The sequence below is a fragment of the Microbacterium sp. IEGM 1404 genome (assembly GCF_030056775.1).
GTDB lineage: Bacteria > Actinomycetota > Actinomycetes > Actinomycetales > Microbacteriaceae > Microbacterium.
This window is the reverse complement of sequence record NZ_JASHKP010000002.1, coordinates 309,400-327,195: the sequence shown is the minus strand read 5'-3', so window position 1 is coordinate 327,195 and position 17,796 is coordinate 309,400. Positions and strand designations below refer to the sequence as shown.

Sequence of the window (17,796 nt, the reverse complement as noted above, 5' to 3'; positions counted from 1 at the left end):
CCCGCGCACCGAGGCGAGGGGGCCGGATGCGAAGGGTGATACGGATCGCGGCCGGGGTCTCGGCCCTCGTGCTGGCGGGGACGCTCGGAGCCTGCTCGGCGGGTGATGGGGTGCCGACCCTCACGTGGTACATCAACCCCGACGACGGCGGTCAGGCCGAGATCGCGGCATCCTGCACCGAGGCCGCCGACGGGGCGTACCGCATCCAAACGTCGCTGCTCCCGCGGGATGCGGCGTCGCAGCGCGAGCAGTTGGCTCGGCGGCTGGCGGCGAGCGACCGGTCGCTGGACATCATGAGCCTGGATCCGCCGTTCATCCCCGAGCTGGCCGAGCCCGGCTTCCTGGCGCCGGTGCCCGAGGATCTGCGGAACACCGACGGGGTGGTGCAGGGGGCCGTGCAGTCGGCGAGCTGGAAGGACGAGCTCGTGACGGTCCCGTTCTGGGCCAACACGCAGCTGCTCTGGTACCGCAAGTCCGTCGCCGAGGCGGCGGGACTCGACATGACTCAGCCGGTGACGTGGGACCAGGTCATCCAGGCCGCCGAGGACCAGGACAAGAAGCTGGGCGTCCAGGGCGCCCTCGCGGAATCCCTGACGGTGTGGATCAACGCGCTCGTCGCCTCGGCGGGCGGCAAGATCCTCGAGGACCCGGATGCCAAGCCCGACGAGATGCAGCTCGGACTCGACACCGACGCCGGCAAGAAGGCCGCCGACATCATCAATCGGATCGGTGCGTCGGGCCTCGGCGGATCGGGGCTGCCGACCGCGGACGAGAACGCCAGCATGAACCTGTTCCAGGGCGACGACGGCTCCTTCATGGTGAACTGGCCCTTCGTGTACCCCGCCATGCAGGGCGCGGCCCCCGAGGTGGTCGACGACCTCGGCTGGGCGGTCTACCCCCGAGTGGATGCCGGAACCCCGGCGGCGCCGCCGGTGGGAGGCATCAACCTCGGCGTCGGGGCATACAGCGCGCACACCGACCTCGCGTGGCAGGCGGTGGCGTGCATCGTGAGCCCCGAGAACCAGGCGCAGTACTTCGTCACCAACGGCAACCCGCCGTCGAACGCCGCAGCGTACGACGACCCGGAGGTGCAGGAGAAGTTCCCGATGGCCGACACCATCAAGGAATCGCTCGACCTGGGCGCGCCGCGTCCGCAGACGCCGTACTACAACGAGATCTCGATCGGTCTGCAGCGCACGTGGCATCCGCCCACCGCGGTGAGCCCCGACTCGACGCCGCAGACCTCGACCGATTTCATCCTCGCGGTGCTGAGAGGGGAGAGGCTGCTGTGACGACGGAGATCGCCTCGGCCGGAAAGCCGAGGACCGAGAACGCGCGGCCGCAGGAGGCCGCGAAACCCCACAAGAAGCGCTCCGACCGCGCCCGCGCGGAGGCACGTCTCGGGTGGATGCTGGCGGGACCGGCGTTCGGCATCATGCTGCTGGTCACGCTGTACCCGATCGTGCAGGCGCTGTGGGACTCGCTGTTCAGCCTGCGGTTGACCGCCCCCGACGACCGGGAGTTCATCTGGTTCCGCAACTACCAGGTGATCCTCGGCGACCCGGCGTTCTGGCAGTCGATGGGGGTGACGCTGTTCATCACCGTGGTGACGGTGCTGCTGGAGCTCGTCATCGGCTTCGGCTTCGCGCTCGTGATGCACCGCGCGATCAAGAAGCTGCGGGGCTTCGCCCGCACGGCGATCCTCGTGCCCTACGGGATCATCACCGTCGTGTCGGCCTTCGCCTTCTTCTACGCCTTCGACATCAACTCCGGCGGGTACGTCAACAACTGGCTGTCGTGGATCCCCGGGTTCGACGAGAACCTGAACTGGTTCGCCGCGCAGAACACGTCGCTGGTCGTGATCATCCTCAGCGAGGTGTGGAAGACGACCCCGTTCATCTCGCTGTTGCTGCTGTCTGGCCTCGCGCAGGTGCCGGGCGATCTGGAGGAGGCGGCGAAGGTCGACGGCGCCACCCCGTGGGAGGTGCTGCGCCGCGTGATCCTGCCGAACATGAAGGCCGCGATCATGGTCGCCGTGCTGTTCCGCACCCTCGAGGCGTTCCGCATCTTCGACAACATCTTCATCATGACCGCGGGTGCCAACAACACCGAGGCGCTGTCGCTGCTGGCGTACAACACCTCGATCGGGCGCCTGGAGATCGGTCTCGGATCGGCGATCTCGGTGCTGCTGTTCCTCAGCGTGCTCATCATCGCCGGCATGTTCATCAAGGGCTTCAAAGTCGATCTGTCGGCCGGGAGGAATGGGTGATGCGCGCGATGACCTGGCCCCAGCGGATCACGTGGCTCGTGATCATCGCCGTCGTGCTCGTGTGGTCGCTCTTCCCGGTCTTCTCGATCGCGATGACGTCCTTCAGGACCCCGGCGGGGCTCTTCTCCGGCACGCTGCTGCCCCAGGAGTGGACGCTCGACAACTACGCGACGATCCTCGCTCCCGGCGGCAGCGCCCAGGACCTGTTCCTCCCGGCGCTGCGCAACTCGATCGGCATCTCGCTCATCGCGACGTTCATCGCGGTGGTGCTCGCGACCCTCTGCGCCTACGCGATCGCCCGACTGGACTTCCCCGGGAAGCGGATCATCCTCACCACCGCGCTGGCGGTGTCGGTGTTCCCGATCGTGTCGATCGTCACGCCGCTGTTCAACCTGTGGCGGGTTATCGGGCTGTACGACACCTGGCTCGGGCTCATCATCCCGTACCTGTCGTTGACGCTTCCCATTTCGATCTGGACCCTCGCCGCCTTCTTCCGTCAGATCCCGTGGGAGCTCGAGCAGGCTGCGCAGGTCGACGGCGCGACCCCGTTCGAGGCGTTCCGCAAGACCGTCGTGCCGCTGGCCGCGCCCGGCGTGTTCACGACCGCGATCATCGCGTTCTTCATCGCCTGGAACGACTTCGTCTACGGCATCTCGTTGACCTCGACGGATGCCGCCCGCCCGGTGCCGGCGGCCCTGTCGTTCTTCACCGGGGCCTCGCAGTTCGAGGAACCCACCGGCGCGATCTCCGCCGCCGCGATCGTCGTCACCATCCCCATCGTCATCGTCGTCGTGATCTTCCAGCGCCGGATCGTGTCCGGTCTCACGCAGGGCGCCGTCAAAGGCTAAGGAGACAGTCCATGGCATCCATCACCCTCAACCGGATCGTCAAGACCTACGACGACGGCTTCACGGCGGTCAAGGGCGTCGACCTCGACATCGCCGACGGCGAGTTCGTGATCCTCGTGGGGCCGTCGGGCTGCGGCAAGTCGACGCTGCTGCGCATGATCGTCGGCCTGGAGGACATCTCCGACGGCGAACTGAGGATCGACGATCAGGTCGTCAACGACAAGGCGCCCAAGGACCGGAACCTGGCCATGGTGTTCCAGAACTACGCGCTCTACCCGCACCTCACCGTGTACGAGAACATCGCGTTCCCGATGCGGCTGAAATCCAGCGACCTCGACGACAAGGAGATCGACGAGCGCGTCCGCCGCGCCTCGAAGCTCCTCGAGCTCGACGAGCACCTCGAGCGCAAGCCCGCGAACCTCTCCGGCGGTCAGCGTCAGCGCGTGGCGATGGGCCGCGCGATCGTGCGCAACGCCAGTGCCTTCCTCTTCGACGAGCCGCTGTCGAACCTCGACGCGAAGCTGCGCGGCCAGATGCGCACCGAGATCGCGCGCCTGCAACGTTCGCTTGGCATCACGACCGTGTACGTCACGCACGACCAGACCGAGGCCATGACCCTGGGCGACCGCGTGGCGGTGCTGCGCCGCGGCGAGCTGCAGCAGGTCGCCAGCCCCCGCGGGCTCTACGACCAGCCGGTGAACCTGTTCGTCGCCGGCTTCATCGGGTCACCGCCGATGAACTTCCTCAGTGGGACCGTCGACGGGGACACGCTCCGGCTCCCCATCGCCGACGTCCCGCTGGACGATCGGCTGCGGAAGGCCGTCGAGGGGCGCGACCTCGTGATCGTCGGCATCCGTCCCGACGCGTTCGAGGACGCCGACGCCACGGAGCGCGACCTCGACGGGGGAGTCACCGCCGAGCTCGACATCGAGATGACCGAGTGGCTCGGCGAGGTGCTGTACGCCTACGTTCCCTATGAGACCGATGCGACGGTGAAGGACAAGCTGTCGGAGCTCGATCGAGACCTCGACGGCGAGAGCCTGCGCACCGAACTCGTCGTGGCGCTGGATGCCATGAGCGGGATCCGCGCGGGGGATGCCGCGCGCCTGTGGTTCTCCCCGGACTCGCTGCACCTGTTCGACCCGGAGACGGGCGTGAACCTCACCCGCGACGAGGCCAAGGCCGAGAAGCTGGAGGAGGACGCCCGCACCGCGCGGAAGCGCGCGCTGGAGCGGGCCAAGGAGCGCGCCGCGCGCGAGCAGCAGCACGCCTGACGACCCCGCTCTAGGCTGTGGCCATGGGGGAGTGGCATCCGGACATCCTCGAGCCCGGCTTCGAGCAGCAGACGTTGCCGCTGGGGAGCGACGACGAGGGCGAGGTCGTCGCGACGCTCGTGCGGGCGATGCCGCACCCCGGCGCGCGCCTGTTCGGACCGTGGCGCGACGTCGACGTGCTGTACGTGCACGGTTGGTCGGACTACTTCTTCCAGACGGGTCTCGCGCGCTTCTTCACCGATCGGGGCGCCCGGTTCCACGCGCTCGACCTGCGCAAGTACGGGCGCAGCATCCGTCCGGGGCAGACACGGGGTTACGTCGCCGCGCTCGACGTGTACGACATCGACATCGAGGCCGCCCTGGATGCCATGGGCACCGAAGCGCACGGTCGGCGCCTCGTGCTCCTGGGGCACAGCACGGGCGGACTGACGCTGACGCTGTGGGCGGCGCGGCATCCGGGGCGCGCGCACGCCGTCGTGCTCAACAGCCCGTGGCTGGAGTTGCAGCTGGGCCCGCTCGGCCGCCAGGCCCTTGCTCCGATCCTCAACGCCCGCGCGCGAATCGATCCGCTCGGCACGCACCCCGCCGTCGACCTCGGGTTCTACACGCGCGCGCAGCGCGAGGTCGGCACGCTCCCCGACAGCCCCGACGGGTGGCGACCCGAGCGCGGATTCCCGACCCACCCGGGCTGGCTCGCCGCGGTGGTCGCCGGCCACGCGCGGGTGGCATCCGGGGTCGAGATCGGCTGCCCCGCGCTCGTGCTGCTATCGAAGCGGTCGACCTCGGCGCTCAGCTGGAGCGACGCGATGCTCTCGAGCGACTCGGTGCTCGTCGTCGACGACATCGCCCGCGCGGCCACGCGCATCGCGCGGGAGGTGACGATCGCGCGCATCGACGGGGCGCTCCACGACGTCTTCCTGTCCCGCCCGGACGCCCGGGATGCCGCGTACTCCGCGCTCGAGCGGTGGTCGGGGTGGTTAGCGTAGAGGTCGACCAAGGAGCCCCATGACCTCGACGACCCCCACGGAGCTGTACCGCGCCGCACGCGACCTCCTCCTCGCCGCCCGCACCGATCCCGCGCGCGCGGCGTCCTTCTCGTGGCCGCGGTTCGAGGGGCCGTTCAACTGGGCGATCGACTGGTTCGATCCGATGGCGCGCGGGAACCACGGAGCGGCCCTGGTCGTGGTCGACGACGACGAGACCCACCACGAGCGGACGTTCGACGAACTGGCGCGCCGTTCGGATCAGCTCGCCGCGTGGCTGGCATCCCGGGGCGTGCGCAAGGGGCACGCGGTGCTGCTGATGCTCGGCAACCAGGTCGAGCTGTGGGAGTCGATGCTGGCGATCATGAAGCTCGGCGGGGTCATCGCGCCCACGACGACGGCCCTCGGCCCCGGGGACCTCGCCGACCGCATCGAGCGGGCCGAGATCCGGCACGTGATCGTCGGTTCCGCGGATGCCGACAAGTTCGACGACCTGCCCGAGGGCCTCGGCCGCATCGTCGTGGGCGGAACCCACCCGGGCTGGGTGTCGTACGACGACGCCTTCGCTCAGGATGCCGAGCCGGCGCGGCATCCGGGAACCATCGCCGACGATCGTCTGCTGCTCTACTTCACGTCGGGGACGACGTCCAAGCCCAAGCTCGTCGAGCACACGCACGCGTCGTACCCGGTCGGGCACCTCTCGACGATGTACTGGCTCGGGCTCGAGCCGGGTGACGTGCACCTCGCCATCAGCTCCCCGGGCTGGGCGAAGCACGCGTGGAGCTGCTTCTTCGCCCCGTGGATCGCCGGGGCGACCGTTCTGGCGCTGAACTACTCTCGGTTCTCGGCCGAGCGGCTGCTGGCCGAGCTCGAGCGCGACCGCGTCACGACCTTCTGCGCCCCGCCGACCGTGTGGCGCATGCTCATCCAGGCCGACCTGACGGGCCGGCGCGGGGCGCTCCGCGAAGTCGTGTCCGCCGGCGAGCCGCTGAACCCCGAGGTGATCGCGCACGTGCAGCGCGCGTGGGGGCTCGACATCCGCGACGGCTACGGCCAGACGGAGATGACGGCGATCGTCGCGAACACCCCCGGCGCCGACCTCGTCCCGGGGTCGATGGGACGGCCCCTGCCCGGTTGCCCGGTCGTGATCGTCGATCCCCTGACGGGGGAGTTCGCCGACGAGGGGGAGATCTGCCTCGACCTCACGGAGCGCCCCCTCAACCTCATGACCGGCTACGTCGGCGACCCCGCCCGGAACGCGGATGCCTTCGCCGACGGTCTCTTCCACACCGGCGACGTCGCCCGCCGCGACGAGACCGGGAGCATCACCTACATCGGGCGCACCGACGACGTGTTCAAGTCGTCGGACTACAAGATCAGCCCGTTCGAGCTGGAGAGCGTGCTCATCGAGCATCCCGCGGTGGTCGAGGCCGCCGTGGTCCCCGCTCCCGACGCGCTGCGGCTGTCGGTTCCGAAGGCGTACGTGGTGCTGGCATCCGGTCACGAACCGGGCGAGGAGGTCGCGCTGGAGATCCTCCGCTTCGCGCGGGAGAACCTCGCCCCGTTCCAGCGGCTCCGGAGGATCGAGTTCGCGGAACTCCCCAAGACGATCTCGGGAAAGATCCGTCGCGTCGAACTCCGCGAGCGGGAGGAACGGGCGGCGCGTGGCGAGGTCGTCGTGGTGGAATGGCGCGACGACAGCCTGCGCGGCTGAGAGGAGCACGCATGGACGCCGGCCCCTTCTTCCACGGGACGAAGGCCGACCTGAAGGTCGGAGATCTGCTGATCCCCGGACTCCGGTCGAACTACCGCCCCGAGGTCGTGATGAACCACATCTACTTCACGGCGGTCCTGGACGGCGCGGGGCTCGCCGCCGAGATCATCCCCGGCGACGGTCCGCCGCGGGTCTACGAGGTCGAGCCGACGGGGGAGTGGGAGAACGACCCCAACGTGACCGACAAGAAATTCCCCGGCAATCCGACCCGGTCCTACCGGAGCGCGGCGCCCCTGCGCATCGTCGCCGAGCGTGACGACTGGACGCGGCTGACCCCCGAGGCGCTCGCCGCGTGGCGGACACGCCTCGCGCGGATGCGCGACGAGAACGCCGAGATCATCAACTGACGCTTCAGGTCGGCTCGGTCGTGCGGATGAGCCCGCAGGTCACGCACGACCACGCCACGAGGAAGCGCTCGTCGTCGAGCACCTCGAACCGCAGCGGGTCGCCGCAGGTCGGGCACGTGGGCAGCCCGTCGGGTGTCCTCACCGCTCGAACGTCACGTGCACGACACCGCTCTCGGCGACCTCCGACGTGACACGGTAGTCGGCGTGGAGGTGCTCCAGGCCGTCCCACAGCCGCGTGCCGCGCCCGAGGATCACTGGGCGGATCGCGACATGGAGGCGATCGACGAGCCCCGCGGCGAGGGCCGAGCGGACCGTGGACACCCCGCCACCGATGCGCACGTCGGCGTCGCCCGCCAGCTCGGTCGCCCGGCGCACGGCATCCGCGATGTCGGCGTCGACGAAGTCGAATCGCGTACCGTTCGCGAACTCGATCGACGCGCGTTCACGGTGGGTCAGCACCAGGACGGGCACCCGGAACGGCGGCTCGTCGCCCCACCATCCGCGCCACTGCGGATCGTCGGGGAACGAGTGGATGCCGAACATCCCCGCGCCCATCACCTCGGCGCCGACGCCCTCGAAGTAGGCGGCGGCGTAGCGGTCGTCGACCCCGGTCGTGCCGGCACCGGAGGTGTCGCCGAACACCCGCGCGAGGAACGTGCGCGTCGCCATGTAGTCCGCGACGAGCAGGCCCCAATCGGCCCCCATCGGATTCTCGGGCGACATGTCGGCGGGCGCGGCGACCCCGTCGAGCGAGACGTTCAGATCGACGCGGACGGCCATGGCGTTCCTTCGTGATTCGGGCGGCGAGTGACGGATCGCACCTTATCAATCCTCCGATGGCGGTCGTGGCTGTGCCCCGGGGTGGGTCGGAGGAGTTTTCCTTGCCACGAGTGGCAAGTGACCCTACCCTCGGCGGCATCCGACATGAAAGGAGCTTTCCCCATGCCCGCGACGACACCACCCGCTGCTCCTCCGTCCGGCCTCCCCCGTCGGCTGCTGCTCGTGGGAGCGGCCGCGGGTGTAGCCGGAGCCGTGAGTGCAGCGTCCGCCTCGCCGGCCGAAGCCGCTCCGGGAACCACGGCGTGGCTCCTCGGCGGCAATTCCGGCGTCTCGACGGACGGTTCCAACTTCCTCGGGCCCACCACGGCCGGCGCCCCCTTGATCTTCAAGACGCGTGCCTCGGGGGCGACCTCGAACGCCGAACGCATGCGGATCCTCGCGAACGGGAATGTGGGCATCGGGGTGACCACCCCGACGGCGAAACTGCAGGTGAAGACGGGCGGGACGGCGATCCAGGCCTCGTCCACGAGCACAGCCGCATCGTCCGCGACGATCTCAGCGAGTGCTGCCGCAGGCGCGGGCGTCGTCGGGAGCTCGACCAGCGGGGCCGGCGTCAAGGGCACATCGACGAACGACTACGGCGTCGTGGGGTCGGGAAAGACTGGCGGCGTCCTCGGGCAGACGGGCTACTACGGCGTGGTCGGGCTGGGTGACAGCGTCGGCGGATATTTCGGCGGCACGACCGGCCTGCTCGCCGGAGGCTCGGGCGCCGCCAACGGGTTGATCGCGAGCGGACGGATCGGCGTCTACGCGCAGGCCGCCGTCTCCGGGCAAGCCCAAGCTCTCCTCGCCGAGGGCGGGCAGTACGCGGTCTACGGGACCGGCGGCGGTACGGCCGGTGTCCGTGGCGACTCCGGATACGTCGGAGTCTGGGGACAGGGCACGTCCTGGGGCCTGTACGGCGTCGGCACCGCCACGACGGGGCAGAACTACGGCGTGTACGCGACGACCAGTAGCCCCGACGGCTTCGCGGTCTTCGCCCAGGGGCGTGTGCACGTGAACGGCACGCTCAGCAAGAGCGCGGGATCCTTCAAGATCGACCACCCGCTCGACCCGGACAACAAGTGGCTGTTGCATTCGTTCGTCGAGTCGCCGGACATGATGAACGTCTACAACGGGATCGTGACGACCGACGCCGATGGGCATGCCACGGTCGATCTCCCCGACTACTTCGACGCTCTCAACCGCGATCCGCGGTATCAGCTCACCGTCATCGGGCAGTTCGCCCAGGCGATCGTGTCGCGAAAGGTCTCCGGCAACTCCTTCGAGATCCGTACCGATCACGGCAACGTCGAAGTTTCGTGGCAGGTCACCGGTATCCGGCAGGATGCCTACGCCACGGCGCACCCGATCCAGGTCGAGGAGGACAAGACCGACGAGGACAAGGCGGCATCCGGGTCGAGCGGGCAGCGGCGGGGTGTCAGCGCCGATCCTCGCGCTCCTCGGTCGGTGGATGTGGAGATCCCCGCCGCCGACTCCGTGCCGCAGGCGCCGAAGCTGCCGTGACGGGAAGCGCCGACCCAGCGGATGCCAGGGCCGGCGCCGTCAGCGGATCGCGCTCTTACCGGTAGTTCGTGAACTGCAGGTCGACGTCGAGGTCGGCGGCCTTGAGGAGGCGCTGGACCTCCTGCAGGTCGTCGCGCGACTTGGACTGCACCCGCAGCTCGTCGCCCTGGATCTGCGACTTCACGCTCTTGGGGCCCTCGTCGCGGATGATCTTGCCGATCTTCTTCGCGTTCTCCTGCGAGATGCCTTCCTTCAGCGTCGAGGTGATGCGGTACTCCTTGCCGCCGGCGACCGGGTCGCCCGTCTCGAGGCTCTTCAGCGAGATGCCGCGCTTGATGAGCTTGGTCTGGAAGACGTCGAGCACGGCTTTGGCGCGCTCCTCGGAGTTCGCCTTGATGAGGATCGCTTCGCCGCTCCACTCGATGGAGGCGTCGGTGCCCTTGAAGTCGTAGCGCTGCTCGACCTCTTTGCGCGCCTGGTTCAGGGCGTTGTCGGCTTCCTGGCGGTCGATCTTGGAGACGATGTCGAATGAGCTGTCGGCCATCCCGCGATTCTAGCGAGCCGAGGCGGGTGCGCCTCCGGGATGGCCTGTGAGCGCTCACGACATCACAGCTTGGTATCGACGCGCGCGGCCGTTTTGCGAAGTCGGGTGAGGTCGCACAGTATGTAAGCGCTTGCAGCGTAAGCGCTTGCATGACGACACGGGGCTGACGGCGTCCACCATCCGGACGATCCGCCGCCCCTCCCCCACCAGAGAGGCACACCACCAATGAAGGTGAAATCCACGAGCGCACTCGGCTTCGGCGTCCTCATCGCCGCCGGTTCGCTGCTGCTGGCCGGTTGCTCCGGCAGCGGCGCAGCTCCGCAGGCCAGCGGCGACGCCGCCGCGGCCGGCACCCTGACCGTCTGGGTCGACGCGAACCGCGCGGACGCCCTGAAGGACGTCGCCGCGACCTTCGCGGACGAGAAGGGCATCAAGGTCGACCTCGTCGAGAAGGACTTCTCGAAGATCCAGGCCGACTTCGCCGCGCAGGTCCCCACCGGCAAGGGCCCCGACATCACCGTCGGCGCGCACGACTGGCTCGGCGGCTTCGTGCAGGACGGCCTCGTCGCCCCCATCGAGCTCGGCGACAAGGCATCCGAGTTCCAGGACGTCGCCATCCAGGCGTTCACCAACGACGGCAAGGTCTACGGCCTGCCGTACGCGACCGAGAACATCGCGCTGATGCGCAACGTCGACCTCGTCCCCGAGGCGCCGACCTCGTTCGACGACATGATCACCAAGGGCACCGCCGCCGGCGTGCAGTACCCCTTCGTCGTGGGACTGGACCCGGCCAACGCCGACCCGTACCACCTGTACCCGTTCGAGACGTCGTTCGGGAACTCCGTGTTCGCGCGCAACGCCGACGGCAGCTACGACGGCTCGCAGCTGTCGATCGGCGACGAGGCCGGCCAGGCCTTCGCCGCGTGGCTCGGAGCGCAGGGCGCCGCCGGCACGATCAACCTGAACCTCACCCAGGACCTCTCCAAGGAGGCCTTCAACTCGGGCCAGACGCCGTTCATCCTCACCGGCCCCTGGAACGTCGCGGATGCCGAGGCCAAGGGCATCAACATCGCCGTCGACCCGATCCCGTCGGCCGGTGGTCAGCCCGCGCAGCCCTTCGTGGGCGTGCAGGGCTTCTACCTGAACGCGAAGTCGCAGAACGCGCTCGCCGCGAACGAGTTCCTGGTGAACTACCTCGGCACCGAGCCCGTGCAGACGGCGCTCTACGAGGCGGGCGACCGTCCGCCGGCGTTGAAGGCGGCGTACGAGAAGGCCGCCTCCGACCCGATCATCGCCGGCTTCGGTGAGGTCGGCGCCCAGGGTGCCCCGATGCCGAGCATCCCCGAGATGGGTTCGGTCTGGGAGTTCTGGGGTGTCGCCGAGGTCGCGCTCCTCAAGGGCGAGGACCCCACGGCCACGTGGACCAAGATGTCCGACGACATCCAGGCCAAGATCGCCGGTTGATCCACCGCCACGGCGGGCGTCCTTCGCGGCCGCCCGCCGTGGCATCCCCTCTTCCCCCCACCCCCGGACTTCGTCCCCCTGACGCAGAAGGCCTCAACGATGACGGCTCCCCTCCTCGAGAACGACACCCCTGTCGGCTCGACCCCTCCCGACCCCGCGGCCGAGCGCCGCCGCCGCCGCGCCGAGCGCTACGCCGAAGCCGCCGCGGCCGGATGGAAGGTCTGGCTCGTCAAGATCGTCGCGCTGTCGATCATCGACGCGGCCGCCGTGTACGCCGTCATGGTGCTCGCGGGGACGGGGCAGTGGGCGGTCGCCGGTGCCGTCGCGCTCATCGCCGTCGGCGTGAACGTCGTCTACCTCACGCCCGGGCTGCTCCCGGCGAAATACCTCACGCCGGGCCTGATCTTCCTGCTGATCTTCCAGATCTTCGTCGTCGCGTACACGGTGTACATCGCGTTCACCAACTACGGCTCGGGCCACAACTCGACCAAGGATGACGCCGTCAACGCGCTGCTCCTGCAGTCGCAGACCCGCGTGGCCGACTCGGCGACCTACCCGATCACCGTCGTCGAGCGCGACGGGGTGTTCTCGCTGCTGGTGACCGATCCGGTGACGGGCGACGCCGCCGTGGGAACGACCGAGTCCGAGCTCGAACCCGTGGACGCCGAGTTCTCGGGCGGTCGCGCCGTCGCCGCCGACGGCTACACGAGCCTCGACTTCGCCGGCATCGTCGCCAACCAGGGCGCCATCGGTGCGATCGCGGTGCCGATCTCCGAGGATCCCAACGCCGGGTTCCTCCGCACCACGGACGGCTCGAACGCGTACCTGTTCACCTCCAGCCTGACCTGGGATGCCGCGGGCGACACGATGACCGACACCACCGACGGCACGGTCTACCGCGACATCGGGACGGGGGCGTTCACCGCCGATGACGGCTCCGAGCTGCTGCCGGGCTGGGTCGTGACGGTGGGGGCGGACAACTTCGTGCGCGCCTTCACCGAGGACTCCATCCGCGGTCCCTTCATCGCCGTGGCGATCTGGACCTTCGCGTTCGCGTTCCTGTCGGTGGCGACCACCTTCGTCCTGGGCCTCTTCCTCGCGATCGTGCTGAACGACCCGCGCATGAAGAGCCGGAAGTACTACCGGGTCGTGATGATCCTGCCGTACGCGTTCCCGGCATTCCTCTCGGCGCTGGTCTGGGCGGGGATGTTCAACCAGGACTTCGGGTTCATCAACCAGACGATCCTCGGCGGGGCCACCATCCCGTGGTTGCAGGACCCGGTGCTGGCGAAGATCGCGATCCTCATCGTCAACCTCTGGCTCGGCTACCCGTACATGTTCCTGGTGTGCACGGGCGCGCTGCAGTCGATCCCGGACGACATCACCGAGGCCGGGCGTGTGGACGGGGCGAGCGTGTGGCAGATCTTCCGCCACATCAAGTTCCCCCTGCTGCTGGTCTCCGTGGCACCGCTGCTGATCTCGTCGTTCGCGTTCAACTTCAACAACTTCAACCTCATCTACATGCTCACGGGCGGGGGACCGCGGTTCGCCGACGCCGCGATCAACGCCGGTGCCACCGACATCCTGATCTCGATGGTCTACAAGGTCGCCTTCGTCGGCCAGCTGCGCGACTTCGGCCTGGCCAGCGCCTTCTCGATCGTGATCTTCCTGCTCGTCGGCGTGATCTCCTACATCGGATTCCGCCAGACCAAGGCCCTCGAGGAGCTGAACTGACATGGCGATCGACACCGCGACCCTCACCCGCCCCGCCCGCAACGACCGCGCCGACCGCGCACCGCGACCGCCGCGCCGTCCGTTCGGCACCTGGTTCCGGCAGACCGGTTGGCGTCATCTCGTCGGCATCGCGATGCTGATCTTCTCGGCGTTCCCGCTGCTGTACGTGCTGTCGGCCGCCCTGAACCCCGGCGGGACGCTGCTCACGGCCAACGGACTGTTCCAGACGATCAGCGTCGACAGCTTCGTGCGTCTGTTCTCGCTGCCGCAGCAGCCCTTCGCCGCGTGGTTCGTCAACTCGCTCGTGATCGGGCTCGTCACCGCCGCCGGCACCGTGTTCCTCGGCGCGCTCGCGGCGTACTCCTTCTCCCGCATGCGCTTCGCCGGACGCCGATTCGGGCTCCTCAGCCTGCTGCTGGTGCAGATGTTCCCGCAGCTGCTGGCGTTCGTGGCGATCTTCCTGCTCATGACGACGATCGCCGACGTCTTCCCCGCGATCGGGTTGAACTCCCAGATCGGTCTGATCATGGTGTACCTCGGCGGCGCGCTCGGTGTGAACACGTACCTCATGTACGGCTTCTTCAACACCGTGCCCGCCTCGATCGACGAGGCGGCCAAGATCGACGGCGCCGGTCACGCGCGCATCTTCTTCACGATCATCCTGCGCCTGGTCGCTCCGATCCTCGCGGTCGTCGGGCTGCTGTCGTTCATCGGCACCATGAACGACTTCGTCCTGGCATCCGTGATCCTCGTCGACCCCGACAAGCAGACCCTCGCCGTGGGCCTCTACCAGTTCGTGTCGCAGGAGACGGCCACCAACTGGTCGGTGTTCGCGGCGGGAGCGGTGCTCGCGGCGATCCTGCCCATGGCGCTGTTCCTCGCCCTGCAGAAGTACATCGTGGGAGGGCTCACGGCCGGCAGCGTGAAGTGACGGGCCGGCCCGGCGCGCCCGGGTCGCTCGTAGACTCGGATGCCATGCGAGCACTCACCGAGAACGAGGTGCGCGAGGCGTTCGTCAACGCCGCACCGGACGACCTGCGGGTCCTGGCTCTGCCCCACGATTTCCTGCTGACCGACTGGGATCACCTCGACTTCTTCGCGTGGCGGGATCCGCGCACCCGTGGACGCGGCTATCTCGTCACCGAGCGGGGCGGTGAGCCCACCGGCGTCGTGCTGCGGGCCGCGGACGGACAGTCGCGCGCGCGGGCGGCGATGTGCAATCTGTGCCACACGATGCAGCCGGGCGACCAGGTCGCCTTGTTCACGGCGCGGAAAGCCGGGGCGGCGGGGGACCAGGGCGATACGGTCGGAACGTACATGTGCGCCGACCTGTCGTGCCACGAGAACGTGCGCCTCGCGATGCCGCTGGCGCCGAGTGAGATCCGCGGGAGTGTGGACATGAAGATCGACGGCACCAAGCGCCGAACCGAGGCGTTCGTCGAGCGCGTGCTCGACACGGCCGGAGTCCAGCGGTGACCGGTCGGGTCGTCGTCATCGGCGACGCCCTGATCGACGAGCTGCGCGACGACGCCGGTGTCCGCGAGTTCGTCGGCGGTGCCGCCCTGAACGTCGCGGTGGGACTGTCGCGCCTGGGCGTCCCCACGTCGCTCATCGCCATGGTCGGCGACGACGCGGCGGGCGAGCAGATCCGCGGCTACCTCGCCGAGTACGACGTCGACCTGCTGCAGAGCCCCTCCGAGCACGGGTCGTCCCGTGCCGTGAGCACGCGTTCGGCCGGGGGCGAGCCGGAGTACGTCTTCAACGAGGCCGCGCAGAACCGCCGCGTGCACTACGGCGACGCCGAGCGCGCCGCGCTCGCCGAGGCGCCCCTCGTCGTGGTGAGCTGCTTCCCGTTCGACGACCTCGACCAGACCGACGCGCTGCTGGATGCCGTGGGCTCGACGTCGCTCGCGATCGACCCGAACCCCCGGGCCGGAATGCTGCACGACCGCGAGGCCTTCGTGTGCGGATTCGAGAAGGCTGCCGCGCGGGCGCAGCTGGTGAAGGTCGGCGAGGACGACGCGCAGCTGCTCTACGGCGGGCCGCTCGAGGATCTCCGCGAGAAGCTCGCCGGCCTCGGCGTCGAGGCCGTGCTCGCGACGTACGGGGCCGGGGGAGCGGCCGTCGACGCCCACGGGCTGACCGTCTCGCGCCCGATCGTCGAGCTTCCCGAGCCCATCGTCGACACCATGGGCGGCGGCGACGCCGTGCTCTCGACGACGGCGGCGCTCGTGCGCGGTGGCCTCCCCGAGGACGAGGCGGGCTGGGGTTTCGTGCTCGACCGCGCGATGGAGGTGGCCGCGGTGACGTGCCGCAGCGAGGGTGCCCTGCTGCGCATCCCCGAGTGACCCGGGCCGCGTTGTCGCATCCCCGCCTCGTGTGGGAAGACTCCGTCGGAGGAGGCGCGTGTCACACCTGCCCCGTGTTGGAAGCACCCCCTCGCAGAGGGTAAGGTAGGTGATCGCGCCTCTGGTCGACTGCGAAAGCCGGGCGGGTGCGCACCTGGCGAGTTACCCAAGCGGCCAAAGGGATCTGACTGTAAATCAGACTGCATTGCATTCGGGGGTTCGAATCCCTCACTCGCCACCGAGAACATCAGCGAAAGCCCCGGGAGACCGGGGCTTTTCGCTTTCCCCGGCGGACTTTCCGGCGACGAGACGGCCCGAGTCCAGCCGCACGATCACGTCGGCCCCGGCGATGAGTCTGTCGTCGTGGCTCACGCACACGACGGCGGCCCCGCGGGCGGTCTCCGCCGCGATCGCACCGTGGACGAGCGCGGCGCTCGTGGCATCCAGTGCCGTCGTCGGTTCGTCGAGGAGAAGCAGGTCGGCGCCGCGTGCCAGGCCCTGCGCGAGGAGCGCTCGCTGACGCTGTCCGCCGGAGAGCGCTCCGAAGGGCTTGCGCTGCAGGGCGGTCATGTCGAGACGGCGCACGGCGTCGTCGACGGCCGTGCGACCGACGCGACCCAGGCGGCGCACCGTGCCCACCCGCCCCCAGGCGCCGATGACGACGACGTCGCGGACGGTGAGGGGGAGTCGGTCGGCCACGGCGGCCCTCTGTGGAACGAAAGCGCGCGACGTCGCGTGGACGCGGACGGTTCCGGCCGACGGGGCACGCGCCCCCGCCAGCACTTCCACCAGCGTCGATTTGCCCGAGCCGTTGGCTCCGACGATCACCGTCAGAGCGCCCGCGGCGATGTCGAGGTCGACCCCGTCCAGGGCGCGTGTCTCGCCGAAATCGACGCGGATGCCGCGAGCCTCGACGACGGGGGAGGGAGAGGGTGCAGGGGGCATGGCATCCATTCTATGAGTTCGACAACCGTTCTCAATAACGCTACGGTCGTGCCTCGTGTCCTGGCTCACCGATCCGTTCTCGCTCGAGTTCGTCCAGCGCGCCCTCCTCGGCGGCGCGTTGGTCGCGGTGCTGTGCGCCGTCGCCGGGACGTGGGTGATCATCCGCGGCATGGCGTTCCTCGGTGAGGCGCTGGCCCACGGCATGCTCCCGGGCGTCGCCCTGGCCACCGTCCTCGGGCTGCCGGTCCTGCTGGGGGCCGCGGTCAGCGCGATGGCGATGAGCCTCGGCATCGGCGTCCTCCAGCGCCGCGCGCGGCTGTCGTACGACACGAGCATCGGCCTGCTGTTCGTCGGCATGCTCGCGCTCGGGGTGATCGTGATCTCGCACGCCGGGAGCTTCGCGACGGATGCCACGGCCATCCTGTTCGGCGACATCCTCGCGGTGGGCGTGGGCGACCTCGTCGTCCTCGCCGTCGCGGTCGTCGTGGGTGTGGCGGCCGCCGTCGCCGCGCACCGGTCGCTCGTCGCTCTGGCGGTCGACGCGCGGGTCGCGCGGGTGCTGAACCTGCGTCCGCGGCTGGGTCGCACCGTGCTGGTGGGCCTCGTGACCCTCGCGGTCGTCGCGTCTTACCAGGCCGTGGGGTCGCTGCTCGTCGTGGGGCTGCTCGTGGCCCCCGCGGTCGCCGCGCGGCAGTGGACCGAGAGGATCCCCTCCACCATGGTCCTCGCGGCGGTCATCGGCACCGTCGCCGTCGCGGTCGGCCTGCTGGTCTCGTGGCACGCGGCCACCGCGGCCGGGGCCACCATCGCCGCCACCGCGATCGCCGCGGCCGGCGCCTCGTGGGCGCTCCGCGCGGCCCGCGACGCCGCTGTCCGGCGCCGCCCTGTTCTCGTCCCCGTTCCGTCCTGACGCAGAAAGA

18 protein-coding genes and 1 tRNA gene are annotated in these 17,796 nt (G+C 69.4%); 15 read left to right on the top strand and 4 right to left on the bottom strand.

Going from position 1 to position 17,796, the window contains the following annotated elements; genetic code table 11:
- Positions 1 to 26 precede the first annotated feature (26 nt).
- Genes QM517_RS07280 through arr form a run of 7 tightly spaced genes read left to right on the top strand, consistent with a single transcriptional unit; the run spans position 27 to position 7,495 of the window.
- On the top strand, positions 27 to 1,292 hold the full coding sequence (locus tag QM517_RS07280) for an extracellular solute-binding protein (RefSeq protein ID WP_283286244.1): 1,266 nt from the start codon (positions 27 to 29) through the stop codon (positions 1,290 to 1,292).
- Positions 1,289 to 2,269: a carbohydrate ABC transporter permease gene (locus QM517_RS07275; protein ID WP_283286243.1), complete on the top strand. Its 981-nt coding sequence runs from the start codon at positions 1,289 to 1,291 to the stop codon at positions 2,267 to 2,269. Before QM517_RS07280 ends, QM517_RS07275 begins: the two co-directional genes overlap by 4 nt.
- Positions 2,269 to 3,117 (top strand): carbohydrate ABC transporter permease, encoded by an 849-nt coding sequence (locus QM517_RS07270; RefSeq protein ID WP_283286242.1) that lies wholly within the window; start codon positions 2,269 to 2,271, stop codon positions 3,115 to 3,117. Before QM517_RS07275 ends, QM517_RS07270 begins: the two co-directional genes overlap by 1 nt.
- A gap of 11 nt (positions 3,118 to 3,128) precedes the next feature.
- Entirely contained in the window at positions 3,129 to 4,391 is a 1,263-nt protein-coding gene (locus QM517_RS07265) for an ABC transporter ATP-binding protein (protein ID WP_283286241.1), read from the top strand.
- A gap of 23 nt (positions 4,392 to 4,414) precedes the next feature.
- Entirely contained in the window at positions 4,415 to 5,377 is a 963-nt protein-coding gene (locus QM517_RS07260) for an alpha/beta hydrolase (RefSeq protein ID WP_283286240.1), read from the top strand.
- Between the two features lie 19 nt (positions 5,378 to 5,396).
- Entirely contained in the window at positions 5,397 to 7,088 is a 1,692-nt protein-coding gene (locus QM517_RS07255; protein ID WP_283286239.1) for an AMP-binding protein, read from the top strand.
- On the top strand, positions 7,061 to 7,495 hold the full coding sequence (arr, locus tag QM517_RS07250) for an NAD(+)--rifampin ADP-ribosyltransferase (protein ID WP_374114667.1): 435 nt from the start codon (positions 7,061 to 7,063) through the stop codon (positions 7,493 to 7,495). Before QM517_RS07255 ends, arr begins: the two co-directional genes overlap by 28 nt.
- Before the next feature lie 4 nt (positions 7,496 to 7,499).
- Here the strand turns inward: arr and QM517_RS07245 are convergent, their stop codons facing one another.
- Entirely contained in the window at positions 7,500 to 7,637 is a 138-nt protein-coding gene (locus tag QM517_RS07245) for a hypothetical protein (protein WP_175627638.1), read from the bottom strand.
- The gene (locus QM517_RS07240; protein WP_283286235.1) at positions 7,634 to 8,275 is read right to left on the bottom strand and encodes a dihydrofolate reductase family protein; all 642 of its coding nucleotides are present in this window, start codon (positions 8,273 to 8,275) and stop codon (positions 7,634 to 7,636) included. The genes QM517_RS07245 and QM517_RS07240 overlap by 4 nt, the downstream gene beginning before the upstream one ends.
- Positions 8,276 to 8,527: 252 nt before the next feature.
- Between QM517_RS07240 and QM517_RS07235 the strand changes: the two genes are divergently transcribed.
- Positions 8,528 to 9,841 (top strand): hypothetical protein, encoded by a 1,314-nt coding sequence (locus QM517_RS07235; RefSeq protein ID WP_283286233.1) that lies wholly within the window; start codon positions 8,528 to 8,530, stop codon positions 9,839 to 9,841.
- Positions 9,842 to 9,896: 55 nt separating this feature from the next.
- On the opposite strand, the gene QM517_RS07230 is transcribed toward QM517_RS07235, so the two are convergent.
- On the bottom strand, positions 9,897 to 10,385 hold the full coding sequence (locus QM517_RS07230; protein WP_076495316.1) for a YajQ family cyclic di-GMP-binding protein: 489 nt from the start codon (positions 10,383 to 10,385) through the stop codon (positions 9,897 to 9,899).
- Between the two features lie 225 nt (positions 10,386 to 10,610).
- On the opposite strand from QM517_RS07230, the gene QM517_RS07225 reads away from it, so the two are divergent.
- The 6 genes from QM517_RS07225 to QM517_RS07200 all read left to right on the top strand — a co-directional run bounded on the left by QM517_RS07225 (position 10,611) and on the right by QM517_RS07200 (position 16,169).
- Positions 10,611 to 11,849 carry a sugar ABC transporter substrate-binding protein gene (locus QM517_RS07225; protein WP_283286229.1) on the top strand — a complete coding sequence of 413 codons (1,239 nt, stop codon included), beginning with the start codon at positions 10,611 to 10,613 and terminating at the stop codon, positions 11,847 to 11,849.
- 99 nt (positions 11,850 to 11,948) lie between these two features.
- Positions 11,949 to 13,583, top strand: a complete 1,635-nt coding sequence (locus tag QM517_RS07220) for an ABC transporter permease subunit (protein WP_283286227.1) — start codon at positions 11,949 to 11,951, stop codon at positions 13,581 to 13,583.
- A 1-nt stretch (position 13,584) separates the two neighbouring features.
- Entirely contained in the window at positions 13,585 to 14,514 is a 930-nt protein-coding gene (locus QM517_RS07215; protein ID WP_083735186.1) for a sugar ABC transporter permease, read from the top strand.
- 44 nt (positions 14,515 to 14,558) lie between these two features.
- Positions 14,559 to 15,059: an FBP domain-containing protein gene (locus QM517_RS07210; RefSeq protein WP_077052367.1), complete on the top strand. Its 501-nt coding sequence runs from the start codon at positions 14,559 to 14,561 to the stop codon at positions 15,057 to 15,059.
- Positions 15,056 to 15,931, top strand: coding sequence for a PfkB family carbohydrate kinase (locus QM517_RS07205; RefSeq protein ID WP_283286224.1), 876 nt, complete (start codon positions 15,056 to 15,058; stop codon positions 15,929 to 15,931). Before QM517_RS07210 ends, QM517_RS07205 begins: the two co-directional genes overlap by 4 nt.
- Before the next feature lie 156 nt (positions 15,932 to 16,087).
- Positions 16,088 to 16,169 (top strand) — tRNA-Tyr (locus QM517_RS07200).
- Here QM517_RS07200 and aztA read toward each other — a convergent pair.
- Positions 16,160 to 16,876 (bottom strand): zinc ABC transporter ATP-binding protein AztA, encoded by a 717-nt coding sequence (gene aztA / locus QM517_RS07195; RefSeq protein WP_283286222.1) that lies wholly within the window; start codon positions 16,874 to 16,876, stop codon positions 16,160 to 16,162. The two genes, QM517_RS07200 and aztA, sit on opposite strands and share 10 nt — an antisense overlap.
- Positions 16,877 to 16,931: 55 nt before the next feature.
- Between aztA and aztB the strand changes: the two genes are divergently transcribed.
- Positions 16,932 to 17,786 (top strand): zinc ABC transporter permease AztB, encoded by an 855-nt coding sequence (gene aztB, locus QM517_RS07190; RefSeq protein ID WP_283286220.1) that lies wholly within the window; start codon positions 16,932 to 16,934, stop codon positions 17,784 to 17,786.
- Positions 17,787 to 17,796 lie beyond the last annotated feature (10 nt).

Excerpts from the sequence above, each read along its gene's own strand:
- QM517_RS07280 (WP_283286244.1), top strand. The coding sequence starts at position 27 with ATGCGAAGGGTGATACGGATCGCGGCCGGGGTCTCGGCCCTCGTGCTG.
- QM517_RS07270 (WP_283286242.1), top strand. The coding sequence starts at position 2,269 with ATGCGCGCGATGACCTGGCCCCAGCGGATCACGTGGCTCGTGATCATC.
- QM517_RS07265 (WP_283286241.1), top strand. The coding sequence starts at position 3,129 with ATGGCATCCATCACCCTCAACCGGATCGTCAAGACCTACGACGACGGC.
- QM517_RS07260 (WP_283286240.1), top strand. The coding sequence starts at position 4,415 with ATGGGGGAGTGGCATCCGGACATCCTCGAGCCCGGCTTCGAGCAGCAG.
- QM517_RS07255 (WP_283286239.1), top strand. The coding sequence starts at position 5,397 with ATGACCTCGACGACCCCCACGGAGCTGTACCGCGCCGCACGCGACCTC.
- arr (WP_374114667.1), top strand. The coding sequence starts at position 7,061 with ATGGCGCGACGACAGCCTGCGCGGCTGAGAGGAGCACGCATGGACGCC.
- QM517_RS07240 (WP_283286235.1), bottom strand. The coding sequence starts at position 8,275 with ATGGCCGTCCGCGTCGATCTGAACGTCTCGCTCGACGGGGTCGCCGCG.
- QM517_RS07230 (WP_076495316.1), bottom strand. The coding sequence starts at position 10,385 with ATGGCCGACAGCTCATTCGACATCGTCTCCAAGATCGACCGCCAGGAA.
- QM517_RS07225 (WP_283286229.1), top strand. The coding sequence starts at position 10,611 with ATGAAGGTGAAATCCACGAGCGCACTCGGCTTCGGCGTCCTCATCGCC.
- QM517_RS07220 (WP_283286227.1), top strand. The coding sequence starts at position 11,949 with ATGACGGCTCCCCTCCTCGAGAACGACACCCCTGTCGGCTCGACCCCT.
- QM517_RS07215 (WP_083735186.1), top strand. The coding sequence starts at position 13,585 with ATGGCGATCGACACCGCGACCCTCACCCGCCCCGCCCGCAACGACCGC.
- QM517_RS07210 (WP_077052367.1), top strand. The coding sequence starts at position 14,559 with ATGCGAGCACTCACCGAGAACGAGGTGCGCGAGGCGTTCGTCAACGCC.
- aztA (WP_283286222.1), bottom strand. The coding sequence starts at position 16,876 with ATGCCCCCTGCACCCTCTCCCTCCCCCGTCGTCGAGGCTCGCGGCATC.